This window comes from Deltaproteobacteria bacterium HGW-Deltaproteobacteria-18 (assembly GCA_002841885.1).
GTDB lineage: Bacteria > Desulfobacterota > Desulfovibrionia > Desulfovibrionales > Desulfomicrobiaceae > Desulfomicrobium.
Map to the genome: position 1 here is coordinate 64,273 of PHBE01000018.1, position 14,969 is coordinate 79,241.

Genomic DNA, 14,969 nt, shown 5'->3' on the forward strand with positions numbered 1-14,969 from the left:
CCTCAAGATTCCGTGTTGCCGGACTGAATTGTCTTGTGTTCGTTACGCTGGGCGCCCTTGGCCGCGGCGTCGAGGACTCCGTTGACAAAGGTCTTGGAGTTGTCATCCCCGAAATCCTTGGCCAGCTCGATGGCCTCGTTCATGGCCACCTTGATGGGGATGTCGGGGCAGTAGAGCATCTCGAAGAGGGAGAGTCGCAGGATGGTCAGCTCAACCTTGGCGATGCGATTGAGTTTCCAGTGCTGCGAGTGCTTGGTGATGATCTCGTCGATGCTGTCGTAATTGTCGAATACACCCTCGACCAGAGTCCAGGCGTAGGAATCCTGGCGCTCCATGTCGAATTCCTCTTCGGTCCAGAAATTGTCGAAGGACTTTATGAGGGAGTCCTTGGACATTTCCCGGCCGAAAACCAGCGAATAGATGACCTGAAAGGCGAAGCGGCGTTGATGCCGACGGTTGTGAGTCACGTATTTCCCCTAGATCTGCTGCAGAACGCGCAGGGTTTCCAGGGCCGCGGAGGCGGCTTCGACACCCTTGTTCCCGCCCTTGCTGCCGGCGCGTTCGATGGACTGTTCCAGGGTGTCCGTGGTCAGGAGGCCAAAGCCGATGGGAATGCCGGTGTCCATGGACACGTGGGCGATACCCTTGGTGGCCTCGCTGCAGACAAAGTCGAAATGGGGGGTGGCGCCCCGGATTACCGCACCCACGCAGATGATGGCGTCGGCCTTGCCGCTCTTCGCGACTTTCTGGGCTACCAGAGGCATCTCGAAAGCCCCGGGTACACGGATAAGGGTGATGTTTTCGCGTGTGGCTCCGTGACGAAGCAGATAATCCACGGCCCCGCCGATGAGACGGTCGACGATGAAGTCGTTGAAGCGGCTGGCAATAATCGTGAACTTCTGGTCCTGGGCCTGCATCTGGCCTTCGATGGTCTTGACGTGCAGCATGTCTACTCCCTTGAAAAAATTATTTGTTTTCGGCTTCAAATTGCAACAGATGGCCGAGTTTGGAATGCTTGGTGTGCAGATAGCATTTGTTGTCGTCGCAGGCCGGGATTTCGATGGACACCCGCTCTTCGACCTTGAGACCGTAACCCTCCAGACCGATGATCTTCTTGGGGTTGTTGGTCATGAGCCGCATGCGCTTCACGCCCAGATCGACCAGGATCTGCGCGCCCAGGCCGTAATCGCGCAGATCGGGCGCGAAACCGAGCTCCAGGTTCGCCTCCACGGTGTCACGGCCTTCGTCCTGCAGGTGGTAAGCCTTGATCTTGTTGCCAAGGCCAATGCCGCGGCCTTCCTGACGCATGTAGAGGATGACGCCAGAGCCTTCATCATTGACGATCTGCATGGCCCGCTGCAGCTGGCTGCCGCAATCGCAGCGCATGGAGCCGAACACGTCGCCGGTCAGGCATTCGCTGTGCACCCGGACCAGCACGGGGTTGTCCTCGGAGATTTCTCCCTTGACCAGGGCGATGTGCGTGTGTGCGTCGATGTCGTTCTCGTAGGCCACGATGGTGAACTCGCCGTAGCAGGTGGGCATGCGCGCCTCGGCCACGCGGCGGACCAGGGAGTCCTTGCGGGAGCGGTAGGCGATGAGATCGGCGATGGTGGCGATCTTCATGTCATGCTCTTCGGCGAATTTCCTGAGGTCGGGCATGCGCGACATGGTGCCGTCGTCGTTCATGATCTCGCAGATGACGGCCGCACCCTTGAGCCCGGCCAGACGGGCCAGGTCCACGGACCCTTCGGTCTGTCCGGCGCGGACCAGAACTCCGCCCGGCTTGGCGCGCAGGGGGAAGATGTGGCCGGGGGTGGCCAGGTCCTCGGGGGTGGTCTGGTCGGCCACGGCGGTCTGGATGGTCAGGGCCCGGTCATGGGCTGAGATGCCCGTGGTCACGCCCTGCTTGGCTTCGATGGACACGGTGAAGTTGGTGCCGAACTTGGAGGTGTTGCGCCGGGCCATGAGCGGCAGTTCCAGCTTGTCGACCAGGGCGGGTTCCAGGGCGAGACAGATGAGGCCGCGTCCGTATTTGGCCATGAAATTGATGGCGTCGGGCGTGACCATTTCTGCTGCGATGGTCAGGTCGCCTTCGTTTTCCCGGTCCTCGTCGTCGACCAGGATGATCATCTTCCCGGCCTTTATTTCCTTGATGGCCTCTTCGGCCGAACATTTGTGCATGTTTTTCCTCGTTTATGGGCTATCGGACTTGAGTGGCGATTAAAATCCGTGTTCTTTCAGAAAATCGGGGGTGATTGCCGATGGAGCGCCCTTGGCGCGACCTTCGCTCCAGGGATCGAGCATGCGCTGCACATACTTGCCGATCACATCGGTCTCCATGTTGATCCGCCGACCCTGCGCCCAGTCCGAAATGGTTGTCTCCCGTTGCGTGGCCGGGATGATGTTTACTTCCAAAAAACCCTGACCGCAATCGTTGACTGTCAGGCTTATCCCGTCCAGGGCCACTGAACCTTTGGGGATGACCTGGGGCGAGTATGGGGCAGGGAAGCCCAAGCGGTAGACACGGGACTGGCCGGCCTGACGGACGGAAAGGACCTCTGCCAGGCAATCGACATGTCCGGAGACGATGTGTCCGCCAAGGCGGTCTCCCACGGCCAGGGCACGTTCGAGATTGACCGCCGAGGATACGCCAAGCGCTCCAAGGTTGGTCACGGACATGGTTTCGCCCGAAGCGTATGCCGTGAACCAGCCCGCGCCGAAGGTTTCCACAGTCAGGCAGACCCCGTTTACGGCGATGGATTCGCCAAGGGCGTAGTCGGTCAGGGCAAAGTCGGGTCGCAACGTGAAGCGGGTCTCGCCGCCGCGCCGGTCCATGGCCCCCACCCGGCCAAGGCCCTGGATGATTCCTGTGAACATTCCTACTCCTTTGCTCGCAGCCTGAGATAGAGATCGGTTTCGAAAAATCCCTGCTCAACGAGCCGAAATTCCCAGCAGTCCTGCATGGAAAGGGCCTTGCGACCGGCAAATGCCGAGCGGGCCTCTTCGTCGCCCAGGACCTTCATGGCCTGAAAGATGCGCAGTTCATCGACCAGTCCCTGTCGCTGCATGGATCCGGCCAGGTGCCCGCCTCCCTCGGTCAGGGTGTAAAGGCATCCCTTGTCGCTGCGCAGCAGTTGCAGTCCGGCGCCAAGATCGAGGGCTTCGGGTTCCGTTTTCAGGAAAGGCAGGCCACAGACCGTAACGCCCAGGTCCGTGAGCAGCCTGGCCCGCTCGGAACAACTTTGAGCCTCTGTTGTCCAGAATACGGTCTGATCCGGTCGGACGGACAGAAGATGAGATCCATGGCTTGGGTCAGGCAGGTCGCGGGACACGATCACGGCCAGGGGTTGCGGGCCGTCGTATTCGGGCAGCCTGCAGGTAAGCATGGGGTTGTCGGCCCGAAACGTGCCCCCGCCGACAATGACCGCCCCGCACCAGGTCCGCAGCCGGTGCACTTCGTGCCGCGAAGCTTCACCCGAGATCCAGGCCGCCTGTCCGTCACGGGTGGCGATCTTGCCGTCCAGGGTGGTAGCCAGCTTGAGGATGGAGTAGGGCCGGGCAGTGGTCTGCCAGACCAGAAAATCGGCGATGAGATCCCGGCACTCCTGTTCGCGAAGTCCGCTGCGCACTTTTACGCCCCTGTCCCGCAGGCGATCGGCTCCGCCACCGGCCACCGAAGGGTTGGGGTCGAGGCAGCCGATGACCACCTCCGCGATCCCGGCCTCCAGGATGGCCTGGGTGCAGGGCGGCGTCCTGCCATGGTGGTTGCATGGCTCGAGGGTGACGTAGAGGGTGCATCCGCGAGGATCGACGCCCTTGGCCTGAGCGTCGCGCAGGGCTTCGACTTCGGCGTGGGGCTGTCCGCAGGCCGTATGCCAGCCCTCGGCCACAACCTCGCGGTCGCGTACCAGAACCGCGCCGACGCAGGGGTTGGGCGCAGTGTGGCCAAGGCCCTGTCCGGCCAGTCGGATGGCCTGATCCATGAACACGCTTCCGTCATGCATCGGCTGGCTTCTCCAGTCGCGTATACGGGATTTTTGCTTCTTCCAGCATTTCCCGCGACATCTCGTCGGGGTAGCCCTCGGCGAAAAAGATGGCTTTGACACGGCAGTTGATGAGCATTTTTGCGCAGAGAATGCACGGCTGGGTCGTGCAGAAGATGTCGGCCCCTTCAATGCTCACCCCGTGGATGGCGGCCTGGATGATGACGTTCTGTTCGGCATGCAGGGCGCGGCAGAGTTCATGGCGCTGGCCGGAGGGGATGCCGAGCTTTTCGCGCATGCAGCCGAGTTCAAGGCAGTGGGTCAGCCCTGCCGGCGCGCCGTTGTAGCCCGTGGCCAGGATGCGTTTGTCCTTGACGGCCAGGGCTCCGACCTTTCGCCGCAAACAGGTGGAGCGCTCGGCCACCAGGTAGGCGATGCTCATGAAATATTCCGGCCAGGGGATGCGGTTGTCCATGGTCACCTCTTTGGAAACGAATCAACCACAGGGCCCGCAAATTGGCCCTGTGGTTGGAGAAAGGCGGTAGAAAAAAGCGTGGTCTACCAGGCGAAAAGCGGGAACTGGCCCGCGAATTTCTCCACTTCAAGCCGAATCTCGGTCAGTCTGGACTCGTTGTCCAGATTCTCGAGGATGGCTACAATCCATTTGGCCACCTTGCGCATGTCGCCGCTCTTCATGCCGCGCGTGGTCAAGGCCGGCGTGCCCAGGCGGACTCCGGAGGTGACAAAGGGCGAGCGGGTCTCGAAGGGCACGGTGTTCTTGTTGACGGTGATGCCGCCCTTGTCCAGGCCGATCTCGGCGTCCTTGCCGGTGATGTCCTGGGCGGTCAGGTCCACCAGCATGAGGTGGTTGTCCGTGCCTCCGGAAACCAGGTGATAGCCTGCGTCGGTCAGTTCCTTGGCCAGGGTGACGGCGTTGTCGAGAACCTGCTGCTGGTATTCCCTGAACTCGGGGCGCAGGGCCTCGGCGAATGCCACGGCCTTGGCCGCGATGACGTGCATGAGCGGTCCGCCCTGGATGCCGGGGAAGATCTGGGAGTTGAGGGTCTTGCCGAATTCCTCTGAACTCAGGATCATGCCGCCGCGAGGTCCGCGCAGGGTCTTGTGCGTGGTCGTCGTTGTGTAGTGCGCGTGTTTTATGGGCGAGGGGTGCAGATTCGTGGCCACGAGCCCCGCGATATGGGCCATGTCGACCAGCAGCTTGGCCCCGACGCTATCGGCGATGGCGCGGAAGCGGGCAAAATCGAGGGTGCGCGGGTAGGCGCTGGCACCGGCGATGATCAGCTTGGGCTGATGCTGCTTGGCCAGGGCTTCGACCTCGTCATAGTTGATCTGGCCGGTTTCCTTTTCCACCCCGTAAAAGGCGGTCTTGAACAGGCGGCCCGAGAAATTGACCGGGCTGCCATGAGTCAGGTGACCGCCGTGGGACAGGTTCATGCCCAGGATGGTGTCGCCGGGTTCGATGACGGCGAAATAGGCGCCCATGTTGGCCTGGGAACCCGAATGGGGCTGGACGTTGGCGTACTCGGCCCCGAAAAGCTGGCGCGCCCGCTCCATGGCCAGGTTTTCGGCCATGTCCACGAACTCGCAGCCGCCGTAATAGCGTTTGCCCGGGTAGCCTTCGGCGTACTTGTGGGTCATGACGCTGCCCATGGCGGCGCGGACCGCAAGGGAGGTGAAGTTCTCCGAGGCAATGAGCTCGAGTTTGGTGATCTGGCGGTTGGTCTCCAGCTGGATTGCCTTTGCTATCTGCGGATCCTGGCGGGTGAGTTCGTCCATGGCGGTATCTCCACTCTGTTGAGCCGCGCGGCGGCGGCAAGTCGTTATTTGAAACTGCGCAGGATTATGGAGGCATTGGTGCCGCCGAATCCGAACGAGTTGCTGATGCCGTATTCCAGCTCCATTTCCCTGCTGGCGCCCGGAGTGTAGTCCAGATCGCAGTCCGGGTCCGGAGTGTCCTGATTGATTGTTCCGGGGACAATGCCCGAGGTCAGGCTCATGGCCGTGAATACAGCCTCGGCACCGCCGGCAGCGCCCAGCAGGTGTCCGATCATGCTCTTGTTGGCGGTGATGGGCATCTTGTAGGCGTGATCGCCGAAGACGGACTTGATGGCTTTGGTTTCGGTCTTGTCGTTGAGTTTGGTCGAGGTGCCGTGCGCATTGACGAAGGTGACCTGTTCGGGGGCCAGTTCGGCGTCCCGCAGGGCGCACTTCATGGCCTGGGCCATGCCCGTGCCCGATTCTTCGGGAGCGGCGATGTGATACGCGTCTCCGGAAGCTCCGTAGCCGACGACTTCGGCATAGATTTTTGCTCCGCGTGCCTTGGCGTGCTCCAGCTCTTCGAGCATGAGCAGGCCCGCGCCTTCGCCGATGACAAAGCCTGTGCGGTCGGCGTCAAAGGGGCGGCTGGCCTTTTGCGGTTCGTCGTTGCGGGTGGACAGGGCCTTCATGGCAATGAAACCGGACACGCCCATGGGCGTGATGGTCGACTCCACTCCGCCGGTGATGCAGGCCTTGACCCGGCCGAGCTTGATGTCGGAATACGCGTAGCCGATGGCGTGGGTGGCCGAGGCGCAGGCCGATGTGGTGACCAGATTCGGGCCTTTGGCGCCGGTGTGGATGGAAATCTGACCCGAAGCCATGTTCGCGATGAGCATGGGAATGTAAAAGGGCGAAATCCTGCCTGGTCCGGATTTGAGCAGCTTGCTGTGGAATTCCTCGATGGTTGACAGGCCGCCAAGACCGCAGCCCAAGAGCACGCCCACTTCCGGGGCCGTGGCTTCGTCCATGGTCAGACCGCAGTCTTCCATGAGCTGCTTGCCGGCGGCCACGGCGATCTGGACAAAGCGGTCCATTCGCTTGGCATCCTTGACCCCGACATAATCGGTCGGATTGAAATTTTTCAGTTCCCCTGCGATCTTCGTGTCGAATTCGGAACAGTCAAAGAGGGTGATGGGACCAATGCCGCAGACTCCGCCGACAAGGTTGGCCCAGCTTTCCTGCAGGGAATTGCCAATGGGGGTCATGGCCGCAAGGCCTGTAACGACAACGCGTTTTCCAATCATGATCTTCTCGAAAAGTTAGGACTTGCCCGGCGGACAATTCCACCCGGCTGTGCATGAAAAAAAAGGTACCCCAGACGGACCGGGGTACCGTGTCATGGCGACGATACGGGTCCTAGGACTTGGACTTGATATAATTGATGGCGTCCTGGACGGTGGCGATCTTCTGTGCGTCTTCGTCATCGATCTCGATGTCGAATTCCTCTTCCATGGCCATGATCAGTTCGGTCAGGTCCAGGGAGTCGGCGCCCAGGGACTCCACAAAGGAGGACTCAAGCTTTACTTCTTCCGCGGAAACGCCCAGCTGCTCGACCACCAGTTCTTTGACTTTTTCTTCAATAGACATTTTCATCCTCCAAAGTGTGTATTCGTACGTAATGTGGAATCAGGCTACAGATACATGCCGCCATTGATTCCGAGCACCTGACCGGTGATGTATTCAGCCTGGTCGGATGCAAGATAGGCCACGGCGTCGGCGATGGTTTGCGCCGAACCGAGGCGTCCCAGAGGAATGCGTTCGAGATATTTTTCCCGCACGTCCTGGGGGAGAGTTTCAGTCATGTCGGTCTCGATGAACCCCGGCGCGATGGCGTTGACGGTGATGCCGCGCGAACCAAGCTCAAGTGCCGCAGCCTTGGTCAGCCCGATGAGGCCGGCCTTGGATGCGCAGTAGTTGGCTTGCCCGGCATTGCCCATCTGCCCCACGACAGAGGAAATATTGACGATGCGTCCTTTGCGCTGCTTGAGCATGATCTTGGCCGCCTGTTGCAGGCAGACGAAGGCTCCGGTCAGGTTGATCTGGATCACCTGTTCCCACTGCTCGCGCTTCATGCGCATGATCAGGCCGTCCTTGGTGATGCCTGCGTTGTTGACCAGAAGCTCAAGGCTGACCTTGTCCTTGATCTCGGCAGCAAAAAAATCGGCTACGGCGTCCCAGTCGCTGGCGTCAAGCAGAAAGCCCCGGGCCGCCCCGCCATCAGCCGATACTTCGGCGCATACGGCTTCGGCGAGTTCCGGTCTGCTCACGTATGTGAAATAAACCTGGTACCCCAAGCCTGCAAGTTTTTTTACGATCGCCTTGCCGATCCCTCTTGTGCCGCCGGTGACCAGGGCGGTCCTGACCAGTTCGCTCATGATTGACCTCGTGGTTTGCTTGAAAAGTGCGAATTGAGTGGTTACTCAATGACCACTAAAATTGCAACAAGGCCGATGCCCAGGTAAATCCGCCGCCAAAGGCGGTGAGCAGGACCTTCATTCCGGGCTGGATGCGGCCGCTGGCCACAGCTTCGGTCAGTGCGATGGGGATGGAGGCCGCCGAGGTGTTACCTATCCGGTCCACATTGACGTAGATTTTATCGGAGCCCACGTCCAATTTCTTGCCGATGGCCTCGATGATTCGGATATTGGCCTGATGAGGGATGATGAGATCGATGTCGTCGGTGGTCAGCCCGTTTCGCTCCAGCAGATTCCCGGAAATTTCAACCATGCAGCGCACGGCGTGCTTGAAGACGTCGCGTCCGTTCATCTCGACAAAATATTCCGGTCCGACGGTCTGGCCGAGCACCGGCTTGCAGGCCGAGCCGCCGCCGTGGATGGTCAGCAGGTTGCCTACGGAACCGTCGGCTTTGAGCATGGCGTCGAGGACCTTGATTTTGCCGGGATTACCCTGTCCTGTGACGATGGCCGCTCCTGCCCCGTCGCCGAAGAGTACGCAGGTGGTACGGTCTTCAAAGTTGAGTCGTGAGGTGGTCACCTCACTGCCGACGATCAGGATTCTGGCGTCGGGATACATGCAGGCATAGGCCCGGGCCGTCTCGAGGCAATACAGAAAGCCGGAGCAGGCCGCGGCCAGATCGAAGGCCGGGATGCCCTTGAGGCCCAGCATGTCCTGCAGCAGGCAGGAAGTGGTCGGGAGATTGTAGTCCCCCGAAAAAGTGCCCACAAAAATATGCGTGAGGTCCTGGGCGGTCATTCCCGCGTTTTCAAGGGCCTTGCATGCGGCGTGGTAGGCCAGGACGGAACAGGGCTCGTCCGGCTGGGCGAAATATCGTGTTGCGATGCCGGTGCGCGTGCGAATCCAGTCGTCGGAGGTCTCGACGAGGTGTTCCAGGTCCGAATTCGTTACAATTGTCCGGGGCAGGTGCAAACCCAGTCCCGAAATGAAGCACGGTGAAGACATGAGCGGATTCCTACATTCCCCTGAGGGGGGCTGCGTCAAGTTGCAAAGCTAAAGGCCCGCAGCTTCCTGCTTCAGGGCGGAGGCCTTGCCGGTTCGGGAGAAGAGGCTCAGTTCCGTGTTGGCGTGAAGGCCCTCCACGAGGTAATCGTTGGCCTTTTTCTCAACGAAGATGGCGGCTTGCTGCAGTGCGGTGGTGATGGCTCTCGCATTGGATTTGCCGTGGCAGACAATGGCGATGCCGTTCAGGCCAAGAATGGGCGCGCCACCGTATTCGGCGTAGTCGATTTTTTTGGCGAAGCGTTTGAAGGCGGGCAGGGCGATGAGCGTTCCCAGACGCGACCAGATTGACTTCTTGAGCTCCGTCTTGAGCATGGAAGCCAACGCCGAGCCCAGTCCTTCGCTCAGCTTCAAGGCCACGTTGCCGACGAAACCGTCGCAGACGATGACGTCGGTATCGCCGATGAAGACGTCACGTCCCTCGACGTTGCCGATAAAATTGAGTGAAGATCCCTTGAGCAGGGTAAAGGCGTCCTTGGTCAGGCTGTTGCCTTTGCCTTCTTCCTCTCCGATGCTCAGAATGCCCACTTTCGGACTGGGGATGTCCAGCACGCAACGGGCCAGCACTTCGGCCATGAGGCCGAACTGGACCAGATTGTATGGCTTGCAGTCCGCATTGGCGCCCACGTCGATGAGCACGATGGGCTTTTTGAGCGTCGGCAAGATGGAAGCCAGCGCCGGTCTGTCCACGCCGCTTATGCGGCCGAGGATGAACATGCCGCAGGCCAGGGCCGCGCCGGAGTTTCCGGCCGTGACCACGCCGTGGGCCCGGCCTTCGCGCACAAGCCGAAAGGCCACCTGCATGGAGCTGTCCTTCTTGCGCCTGAGCACATCCGAAGGCTTTTCCGCCATGCCGGCCACCTGGGTGGTGTGAACGATTTCGAAACGCACGTCCGCATGGGCGTGCCTCTCCAATTCCTTGCGGATGGACGGTTCGTCGCCCACAAGGATGAGCCGGACTCCCGTCTCACGGGCAGCCGCGAGGGAGCCCGGAATGTTTATTTCCGGGCCGAAGTCTCCCCCCATGGCGTCCACGGCGAGACAGATGTCTTTAGGCATCTGCAGCCTTGGTGTACTGGCGTCCCTTGTATTTGCCGCAACCGGGGCAGATGCAGTGGGACAGGCTCGCTTCGCCGCATTCGCAGTACACGACATTGGGGATGGCGACGTGGTCATGGGAACGACGCATGTTTCTTCTGGACTTGGATGTTTTCTTCTTGGGCAATGGCATGATGGCACCTCTATCTTGAAAGCGATCTAATTGGTTTTGATTTTAAGGCCTTGCAACGCTCTGGCCAAGGGTGATTGGCTGTCGGGATTGCTGCAGGCGCATGATTCCAGGTTCCTGTTTTTTCCGCATTGCGGGCATAGCCCCAAACACGAGTCGGCGCAAAGTATTTTTTCGGGCAGGGCCAGCAGGAATTCTTCCCACAAAAGGCCAGCCAAGTCCAATTCCCACCCTGTGTCGATGTTGCGCAGGTGGGTGGGTTCGTCTTCGATCAGGTCGACGTCTTCGTGAGCTTCGAAGGAGTCGAAGTCGTGATCGATGACCACTTCGGCCTCTTCCAGGCATCGGTGGCACACGGTTTTTACGGTGCCGCCAAGATGGCCCTGGATCAGGTATCCGTCCTGCTGGGGAACGATGCTCAGCGTGGCCGAAAGAGGTGTGACGATCTCGATGTCATAGTGGAACTCCTGCCAGAGTTCCCTCCAGACATCCTGGTCGTCAAATGAAAATTCCCGACCTTGTGCCGGGAGATTCGTCAGTCCAATCCAATGTTCAACCATGTGTGCACCTCGAAACGGGACGTGTATATGGGGTTTCTTTTTCCTGTCAAGGATTTTTACTTGCCATCCCCGGCGTCCAGATATATGGGTCCAAATTCCTCTGGCGGCAAATCATGTTCATGGCCGGCCGGAAAGTCTCGGAGCTGCCAGGCCATGACAGCTTAAGATATCAAAGCACTATTTTAGGAGGACGTTATGTCAAAAGTTTGCGATATTTGTGGGAAGGGCCCTCAGGTCGGCAACAATGTCAGCCATGCCAACAACAAGACCAAGCGGCGCTTCATGCCCAACCTTCAGGCTGTCCGCGCACAGCTGCAGTCCGGCGAAGTGAAGCGGATGAAGGTTTGCACCCAGTGCATCCGTTCTGGAGCCGTGACTAAGCCCGCAGTCAACTAGGCTTCCCTGTTCTTTCAACAAAAAAGGCGACTTAAGGTCGCCTTTTTTGTTGCCTGCCGTACTACTTGGCCAGCTGCTGGTTTACGAATTCCCAGTTGATCAGCTTGTCCAGAAAATCCTGCAGATAGTCGGCCCGCCGGTTCTGGTAATCAAGGTAATAGGCGTGCTCCCAGACGTCTGCTGTGAGCAGTGCCTTGGCGCCGTGGATCATGGGCGTGTCGGCGTTGCCGGTCTTCATGATCTCAAGCTTCCCGCCTTTTTCCACCAGCCAGGCCCATCCGCTTCCGAACTGAGTCATGCCTGCTTCCTTGAAGGCCTTGGCGAAATTTTCGTAGTTGCCAAATGCCTTGTTGATGCCTTCAGCCACGGCTCCGGTGGGTGCTCCGCCACCGCCGGCCTTCATGCAGCGCCAGTAGAAGGAATGGTTCCAGACCTGGGCCGCGTTGTTGAAAATGCCAGCCTTGGAGGGGTCGCCCGCCGTGGCCATGACTATTTCCCGCAGTGTCTGTCCTTCGAAATCCGTGCCCGCGATCAGTTTGTTGGTGTTGTCGATGTAGAGCTGGTGGTGTTTGCCATGATGAAAGTCAAAGGTCTTGGCGCTGATGCATGGGCTTAAAGCGTCCTTGGCGTAGGGGAGATCCGGGAGCACGAAGATCATACAAGCCTCCTATTTAATGTATAGAACGTGATGCCAATCCTGGCGCGGTCCCTGCCTTTAAAGTGGGCGGGCCGTGGAAATTGGAAGGTAGTTCAAAGTGAATCAATGAAAGTAATCTGTCAACAGGAGGACGCGAAATTGTGTGCTCACTTGCCGGTGCGATCAGTACAGGACGAACTTGGCCAGGCGGCCGTCCAGGCCTCCGTTCTTGAGGGGCTTTTTCCACTGCGGCTTCAAGCCGATGCACTTGAGCCAGGCCCTGTCCCCGAAGTAGACGTATGCGGTGGAACCGGCGCAACGTTGTTTCAGGTGGTCCCCGAATTTTTTGAACCACGGGGCCATGTCTTCGCTTTTGCCGAGGCGGATGCCGTAGGGTGGATTGCAAATGATGGTAGTGTTTGTCATGTCGCCGCGCTCAAAAAAGTCCCTGCGCCCGACGATGACCTCGTCCCCGCCGGGCAGCATGGACATGTTGGTCCGCGTTGCTTCCACCGCGACGGCGTCGATGTCGCTGCCGCGCAGGTCGGCCTCGAGTTCCACCGTGGTCTCGGCGGCGAGCTCCAGATCCCACAGACGGGGATTGAAATCGGGCAGCCGGTTGAAGCCGAATTTGCGGCGCAGCAATCCGGACGGAAGGTTGGTGGCGTGCATGAATGCTTCGCACAGAATGGTCCCCGAGCCGCACAGGGGGTCGATGAGGGGAGACTTGCCGTCCCATTCGCTCATGCGGATTATCGCCGCCGCCACGGTCTCGTTCATGGGCGCTTCGACGCTCTGCACGCGGTAGCCGCGCCGGTGCATGGACCCGCCGGAGACGTCCAGGCTGATCGTGCCCACGTCTTCGTGGATGTGCAGATGCAACCACAGGTCGGGATCGCGGGGGTCGACGCTGGGCCTGATGCCGGTGTGATCCCGGAACCAGTCCGCAACGGCGTCCTTGAGTTTGAGTCCCGCATACTGGGAATGGCCGATGGCGCTTTTTGAGACATTGGCGAAGATGGCGAAAGTCTGGTCCGCCGTCAGGAAGTCGGTCCAGCGTATCGCCATGCCGGCCTTGTAAAGATCCTGGTCCGCCGGGCAGGCGAAGCGCACAAGCGGAGCCAGGACGCGGGAGATCAGCCGCGCGCGGTAGGCGATGCGGTACAGCGCCTGGGGTGAGGCCTTGAAGCGCACGTAGCGAAAGCCGCATGCGCAGTCGGTGGCCCCGAGTTCCTGCAGTTCGGTTCGGGCCAGGTCTTCGATGCCGTCCGCCACCTGGGCTGTATAGATCTGGTTTTGCTGGTAGTCGTACATGGGATGGACCTTCTGGACGAGATGGACGAGATGGACTCGCCCGGCAGGTCATGAAAAGGCCCGGTTGCCCGGGCCGTGATTACAGGGTCAGGGCCTTGCGGAAGCGTTCCAGGGTGCGCTCGCGCCCGAGGACTTCCATTGTTTCGAACAGGCCCGGGCTCATGGTCGTGCCGGTGATGGCCACGCGAATGGGCTGGGCCAGAGCCTTGAACTTGAGGCCGGTCTCTTCCAGATAGACGTTTACCATCTCTTCCAGGCTGCTGTGGTCAAAGGCTGCAAGGGCTTCCATGCGTTCAGCCAGGATCGCAAGATGCTCACGTGTATCCGGGGTGAGGAACTTGGTCACCGCCGCTTCGGCATAAGGCAGGCTCCCGGCGTCATGCAGGAAGAAGGTCGCCTGTTCGGCCATTTCCTTGAGAGTCTTGGCTCTGGGCTGGAAGAGGGGCACGATGGCCTCAAGGTAGTCCTTTGCTGGTTCAAAGTCCGTGTTCTGCCGGATCATTTCGTCCAGCAATCCTGCGAGCCTCGGCACATCGCCGACCTTGATGAAGTGGCTGTTGGTCCAGTTGAGCTTGTCCATGTCGAAAACCGAGGCGGATTTGCCAAGGCCCTCAAGAGTGAATTTCTTCAGCAGCTCGTCCATGGTGAAGAGTTCGTCATCGCCATGAGACCAGCCCAGCCGCACCAGATAGCTGAGCATGGCTTCGGGCAGGTACCCGAGATCCTTGTACATCATGACCGAGGTCGCGCCGTGGCGCTTGCTCATCTTTTTCTTGTCGGGACCGAGGATCATGGGCACGTGGCCGAATTTGGGCAGGGCTGCACCCAGGGCCTCGTAGATGAGGATCTGCTTGGGCGTGTTGTTCTGGTGGTCGTCGCCGCGCAGGACATGGGTCACGCCCATGAGCACGTCGTCCACGACCACTGCCATCTGATAGATGGCGGAGCCGTCCGCCCGGCGGATGACGAAGTCGTCCATTTCCTGCACGTCCCAGGCGATGGGACCCTTGATGAGGTCGTCAAAGATCACCTTGCCCGTCAGCGGTGTCTTGAAGCGGACCACGCGCCCAGGTCCGGGCCCAAGGCCAAGTTCCCGGCACTTGCCGTTGTATTTGGGCTTGAGTCCCGCAGCGCGGGCCGTCTCGCGCATCTCTTCGACTTCTTCGGGCGTGCAGGAGCAGTAGTAGGCCTTGCCCGTTTCCACGAGCCTGTCCACATGGCTGCCGTAGAGGTCGCCGCGCTCGCTCTGGAAATAGGGGCCTTCATCAAAATCCAGGCCCAGCCAGTGCATGGCGTCGATGATGGCGTCTGTCATTTCCTGGGTCGATCGGGCCTGATCCGTGTCCTCGATGCGCAGGATGAACTTGCCTCCGCTCTGGCGGGCATACAGGTAGTTGAAAAGCGCCGTGCGGGCACCTCCGATATGCAGATATCCAGTGGGACTGGGGGGGAAACGTGTCACTATTTGGGTCATGTTGCTCTTCCAGAAAAAACGGCGAAAAAACGCCGGCTGATTCCGAACCCGGGGCTTTGGG

18 protein-coding genes are annotated in these 14,969 nt (G+C 59.9%); 1 reads left to right on the top strand and 17 read right to left on the bottom strand.

The annotated features are described in order from the left end of the window. Positions 1–2: 2 nt before the first annotated feature. The 14 genes from nusB to CVU60_15035 form a co-directional block, all read right to left on the bottom strand. Complete coding sequence (gene nusB, locus CVU60_14970; protein PKN40637.1) at positions 3–467, bottom strand: transcription antitermination factor NusB; 465 nt, start codon at positions 465–467, stop codon at positions 3–5. Between the two features lie 9 nt (positions 468–476). Continuing rightward, positions 477–947 carry a 6,7-dimethyl-8-ribityllumazine synthase gene (locus CVU60_14975; protein PKN40638.1) on the bottom strand — a complete coding sequence of 157 codons (471 nt, stop codon included), beginning with the start codon at positions 945–947 and terminating at the stop codon, positions 477–479. A gap of 19 nt (positions 948–966) precedes the next feature. Then, positions 967–2,181 (bottom strand): bifunctional 3,4-dihydroxy-2-butanone-4-phosphate synthase/GTP cyclohydrolase II, encoded by a 1,215-nt coding sequence (locus tag CVU60_14980; protein PKN40639.1) that lies wholly within the window; start codon positions 2,179–2,181, stop codon positions 967–969. 39 nt (positions 2,182–2,220) lie between these two features. Then, positions 2,221–2,877, bottom strand: coding sequence for a riboflavin synthase (locus CVU60_14985; protein PKN40640.1), 657 nt, complete (start codon positions 2,875–2,877; stop codon positions 2,221–2,223). 2 nt (positions 2,878–2,879) lie between these two features. Further along, positions 2,880–4,004, bottom strand: a complete 1,125-nt coding sequence (gene ribD, locus CVU60_14990; GenBank protein PKN40641.1) for a riboflavin biosynthesis protein RibD — start codon at positions 4,002–4,004, stop codon at positions 2,880–2,882. Next, positions 3,997–4,458 carry a cytidine deaminase gene (locus tag CVU60_14995; protein ID PKN40642.1) on the bottom strand — a complete coding sequence of 154 codons (462 nt, stop codon included), beginning with the start codon at positions 4,456–4,458 and terminating at the stop codon, positions 3,997–3,999. The genes ribD and CVU60_14995 overlap by 8 nt, the downstream gene beginning before the upstream one ends. Positions 4,459–4,541: 83 nt before the next feature. Next, positions 4,542–5,780, bottom strand: a complete 1,239-nt coding sequence (gene glyA, locus CVU60_15000; protein PKN40643.1) for a serine hydroxymethyltransferase — start codon at positions 5,778–5,780, stop codon at positions 4,542–4,544. A gap of 44 nt (positions 5,781–5,824) precedes the next feature. Beyond that, positions 5,825–7,066 (bottom strand): beta-ketoacyl-[acyl-carrier-protein] synthase II, encoded by a 1,242-nt coding sequence (gene fabF, locus CVU60_15005; GenBank protein ID PKN40644.1) that lies wholly within the window; start codon positions 7,064–7,066, stop codon positions 5,825–5,827. Positions 7,067–7,178: 112 nt separating this feature from the next. After that, positions 7,179–7,409, bottom strand: coding sequence for an acyl carrier protein (locus CVU60_15010; GenBank protein PKN40645.1), 231 nt, complete (start codon positions 7,407–7,409; stop codon positions 7,179–7,181). A gap of 44 nt (positions 7,410–7,453) precedes the next feature. Next, positions 7,454–8,197: a beta-ketoacyl-ACP reductase gene (locus CVU60_15015; GenBank protein ID PKN40646.1), complete on the bottom strand. Its 744-nt coding sequence runs from the start codon at positions 8,195–8,197 to the stop codon at positions 7,454–7,456. A gap of 55 nt (positions 8,198–8,252) precedes the next feature. Continuing rightward, positions 8,253–9,242, bottom strand: a complete 990-nt coding sequence (locus CVU60_15020) for a 3-oxoacyl-ACP synthase (GenBank protein PKN40647.1) — start codon at positions 9,240–9,242, stop codon at positions 8,253–8,255. Between the two features lie 48 nt (positions 9,243–9,290). Continuing rightward, on the bottom strand, positions 9,291–10,358 hold the full coding sequence (locus CVU60_15025) for a phosphate--acyl-ACP acyltransferase (protein ID PKN40648.1): 1,068 nt from the start codon (positions 10,356–10,358) through the stop codon (positions 9,291–9,293). Further along, complete coding sequence (locus tag CVU60_15030; GenBank protein PKN40649.1) at positions 10,351–10,530, bottom strand: 50S ribosomal protein L32; 180 nt, start codon at positions 10,528–10,530, stop codon at positions 10,351–10,353. The genes CVU60_15025 and CVU60_15030 overlap by 8 nt, the downstream gene beginning before the upstream one ends. 26 nt (positions 10,531–10,556) lie before the next feature. Continuing rightward, positions 10,557–11,087 carry a metal-binding protein gene (locus CVU60_15035; GenBank protein ID PKN40650.1) on the bottom strand — a complete coding sequence of 177 codons (531 nt, stop codon included), beginning with the start codon at positions 11,085–11,087 and terminating at the stop codon, positions 10,557–10,559. A 195-nt stretch (positions 11,088–11,282) separates the two neighbouring features. Here CVU60_15035 and rpmB point away from each other — a divergent pair, with 195 nt between their 5' ends. Next, complete coding sequence (gene rpmB, locus CVU60_15040) at positions 11,283–11,483, top strand: 50S ribosomal protein L28 (protein PKN40651.1); 201 nt, start codon at positions 11,283–11,285, stop codon at positions 11,481–11,483. Positions 11,484–11,544: 61 nt separating this feature from the next. Here the strand turns inward: rpmB and CVU60_15045 are convergent, their stop codons facing one another. The 3 genes from CVU60_15045 to CVU60_15055 all read right to left on the bottom strand — a co-directional run bounded on the left by CVU60_15045 (position 11,545) and on the right by CVU60_15055 (position 14,908). After that, the gene (locus CVU60_15045) at positions 11,545–12,141 is read right to left on the bottom strand and encodes a superoxide dismutase [Fe] (protein ID PKN40652.1); all 597 of its coding nucleotides are present in this window, start codon (positions 12,139–12,141) and stop codon (positions 11,545–11,547) included. Between the two features lie 162 nt (positions 12,142–12,303). Beyond that, complete coding sequence (locus tag CVU60_15050) at positions 12,304–13,434, bottom strand: RNA methyltransferase (GenBank protein ID PKN40653.1); 1,131 nt, start codon at positions 13,432–13,434, stop codon at positions 12,304–12,306. Positions 13,435–13,513: 79 nt separating this feature from the next. Next, entirely contained in the window at positions 13,514–14,908 is a 1,395-nt protein-coding gene (locus tag CVU60_15055) for a glutamate--tRNA ligase (GenBank protein PKN40654.1), read from the bottom strand. Positions 14,909–14,969 lie beyond the last annotated feature (61 nt).

Bases quoted from the DNA above. Each gene is read 5' to 3' on its own strand.
- CVU60_15055 (PKN40654.1), bottom strand. From the start codon at position 14,908: ATGACCCAAATAGTGACACGTTTCCCCCCCAGTCCCACTGGATATCTG.
- CVU60_14985 (PKN40640.1), bottom strand. From the start codon at position 2,877: ATGTTCACAGGAATCATCCAGGGCCTTGGCCGGGTGGGGGCCATGGAC.
- CVU60_14975 (PKN40638.1), bottom strand. From the start codon at position 947: ATGCTGCACGTCAAGACCATCGAAGGCCAGATGCAGGCCCAGGACCAG.
- CVU60_15015 (PKN40646.1), bottom strand. From the start codon at position 8,197: ATGAGCGAACTGGTCAGGACCGCCCTGGTCACCGGCGGCACAAGAGGG.
- CVU60_15020 (PKN40647.1), bottom strand. From the start codon at position 9,242: ATGTCTTCACCGTGCTTCATTTCGGGACTGGGTTTGCACCTGCCCCGG.
- fabF (PKN40644.1), bottom strand. From the start codon at position 7,066: ATGATTGGAAAACGCGTTGTCGTTACAGGCCTTGCGGCCATGACCCCC.
- glyA (PKN40643.1), bottom strand. From the start codon at position 5,780: ATGGACGAACTCACCCGCCAGGATCCGCAGATAGCAAAGGCAATCCAG.
- CVU60_14980 (PKN40639.1), bottom strand. From the start codon at position 2,181: ATGCACAAATGTTCGGCCGAAGAGGCCATCAAGGAAATAAAGGCCGGG.
- CVU60_15050 (PKN40653.1), bottom strand. From the start codon at position 13,434: ATGTACGACTACCAGCAAAACCAGATCTATACAGCCCAGGTGGCGGAC.
- CVU60_15035 (PKN40650.1), bottom strand. From the start codon at position 11,087: ATGGTTGAACATTGGATTGGACTGACGAATCTCCCGGCACAAGGTCGG.
- CVU60_15030 (PKN40649.1), bottom strand. From the start codon at position 10,530: ATGCCATTGCCCAAGAAGAAAACATCCAAGTCCAGAAGAAACATGCGT.
- ribD (PKN40641.1), bottom strand. From the start codon at position 4,004: ATGCATGACGGAAGCGTGTTCATGGATCAGGCCATCCGACTGGCCGGA.
- CVU60_15045 (PKN40652.1), bottom strand. From the start codon at position 12,141: ATGATCTTCGTGCTCCCGGATCTCCCCTACGCCAAGGACGCTTTAAGC.
- CVU60_15010 (PKN40645.1), bottom strand. From the start codon at position 7,409: ATGTCTATTGAAGAAAAAGTCAAAGAACTGGTGGTCGAGCAGCTGGGC.
- rpmB (PKN40651.1), top strand. From the start codon at position 11,283: ATGTCAAAAGTTTGCGATATTTGTGGGAAGGGCCCTCAGGTCGGCAAC.
- CVU60_14995 (PKN40642.1), bottom strand. From the start codon at position 4,458: ATGGACAACCGCATCCCCTGGCCGGAATATTTCATGAGCATCGCCTAC.
- CVU60_15025 (PKN40648.1), bottom strand. From the start codon at position 10,358: ATGCCTAAAGACATCTGTCTCGCCGTGGACGCCATGGGGGGAGACTTC.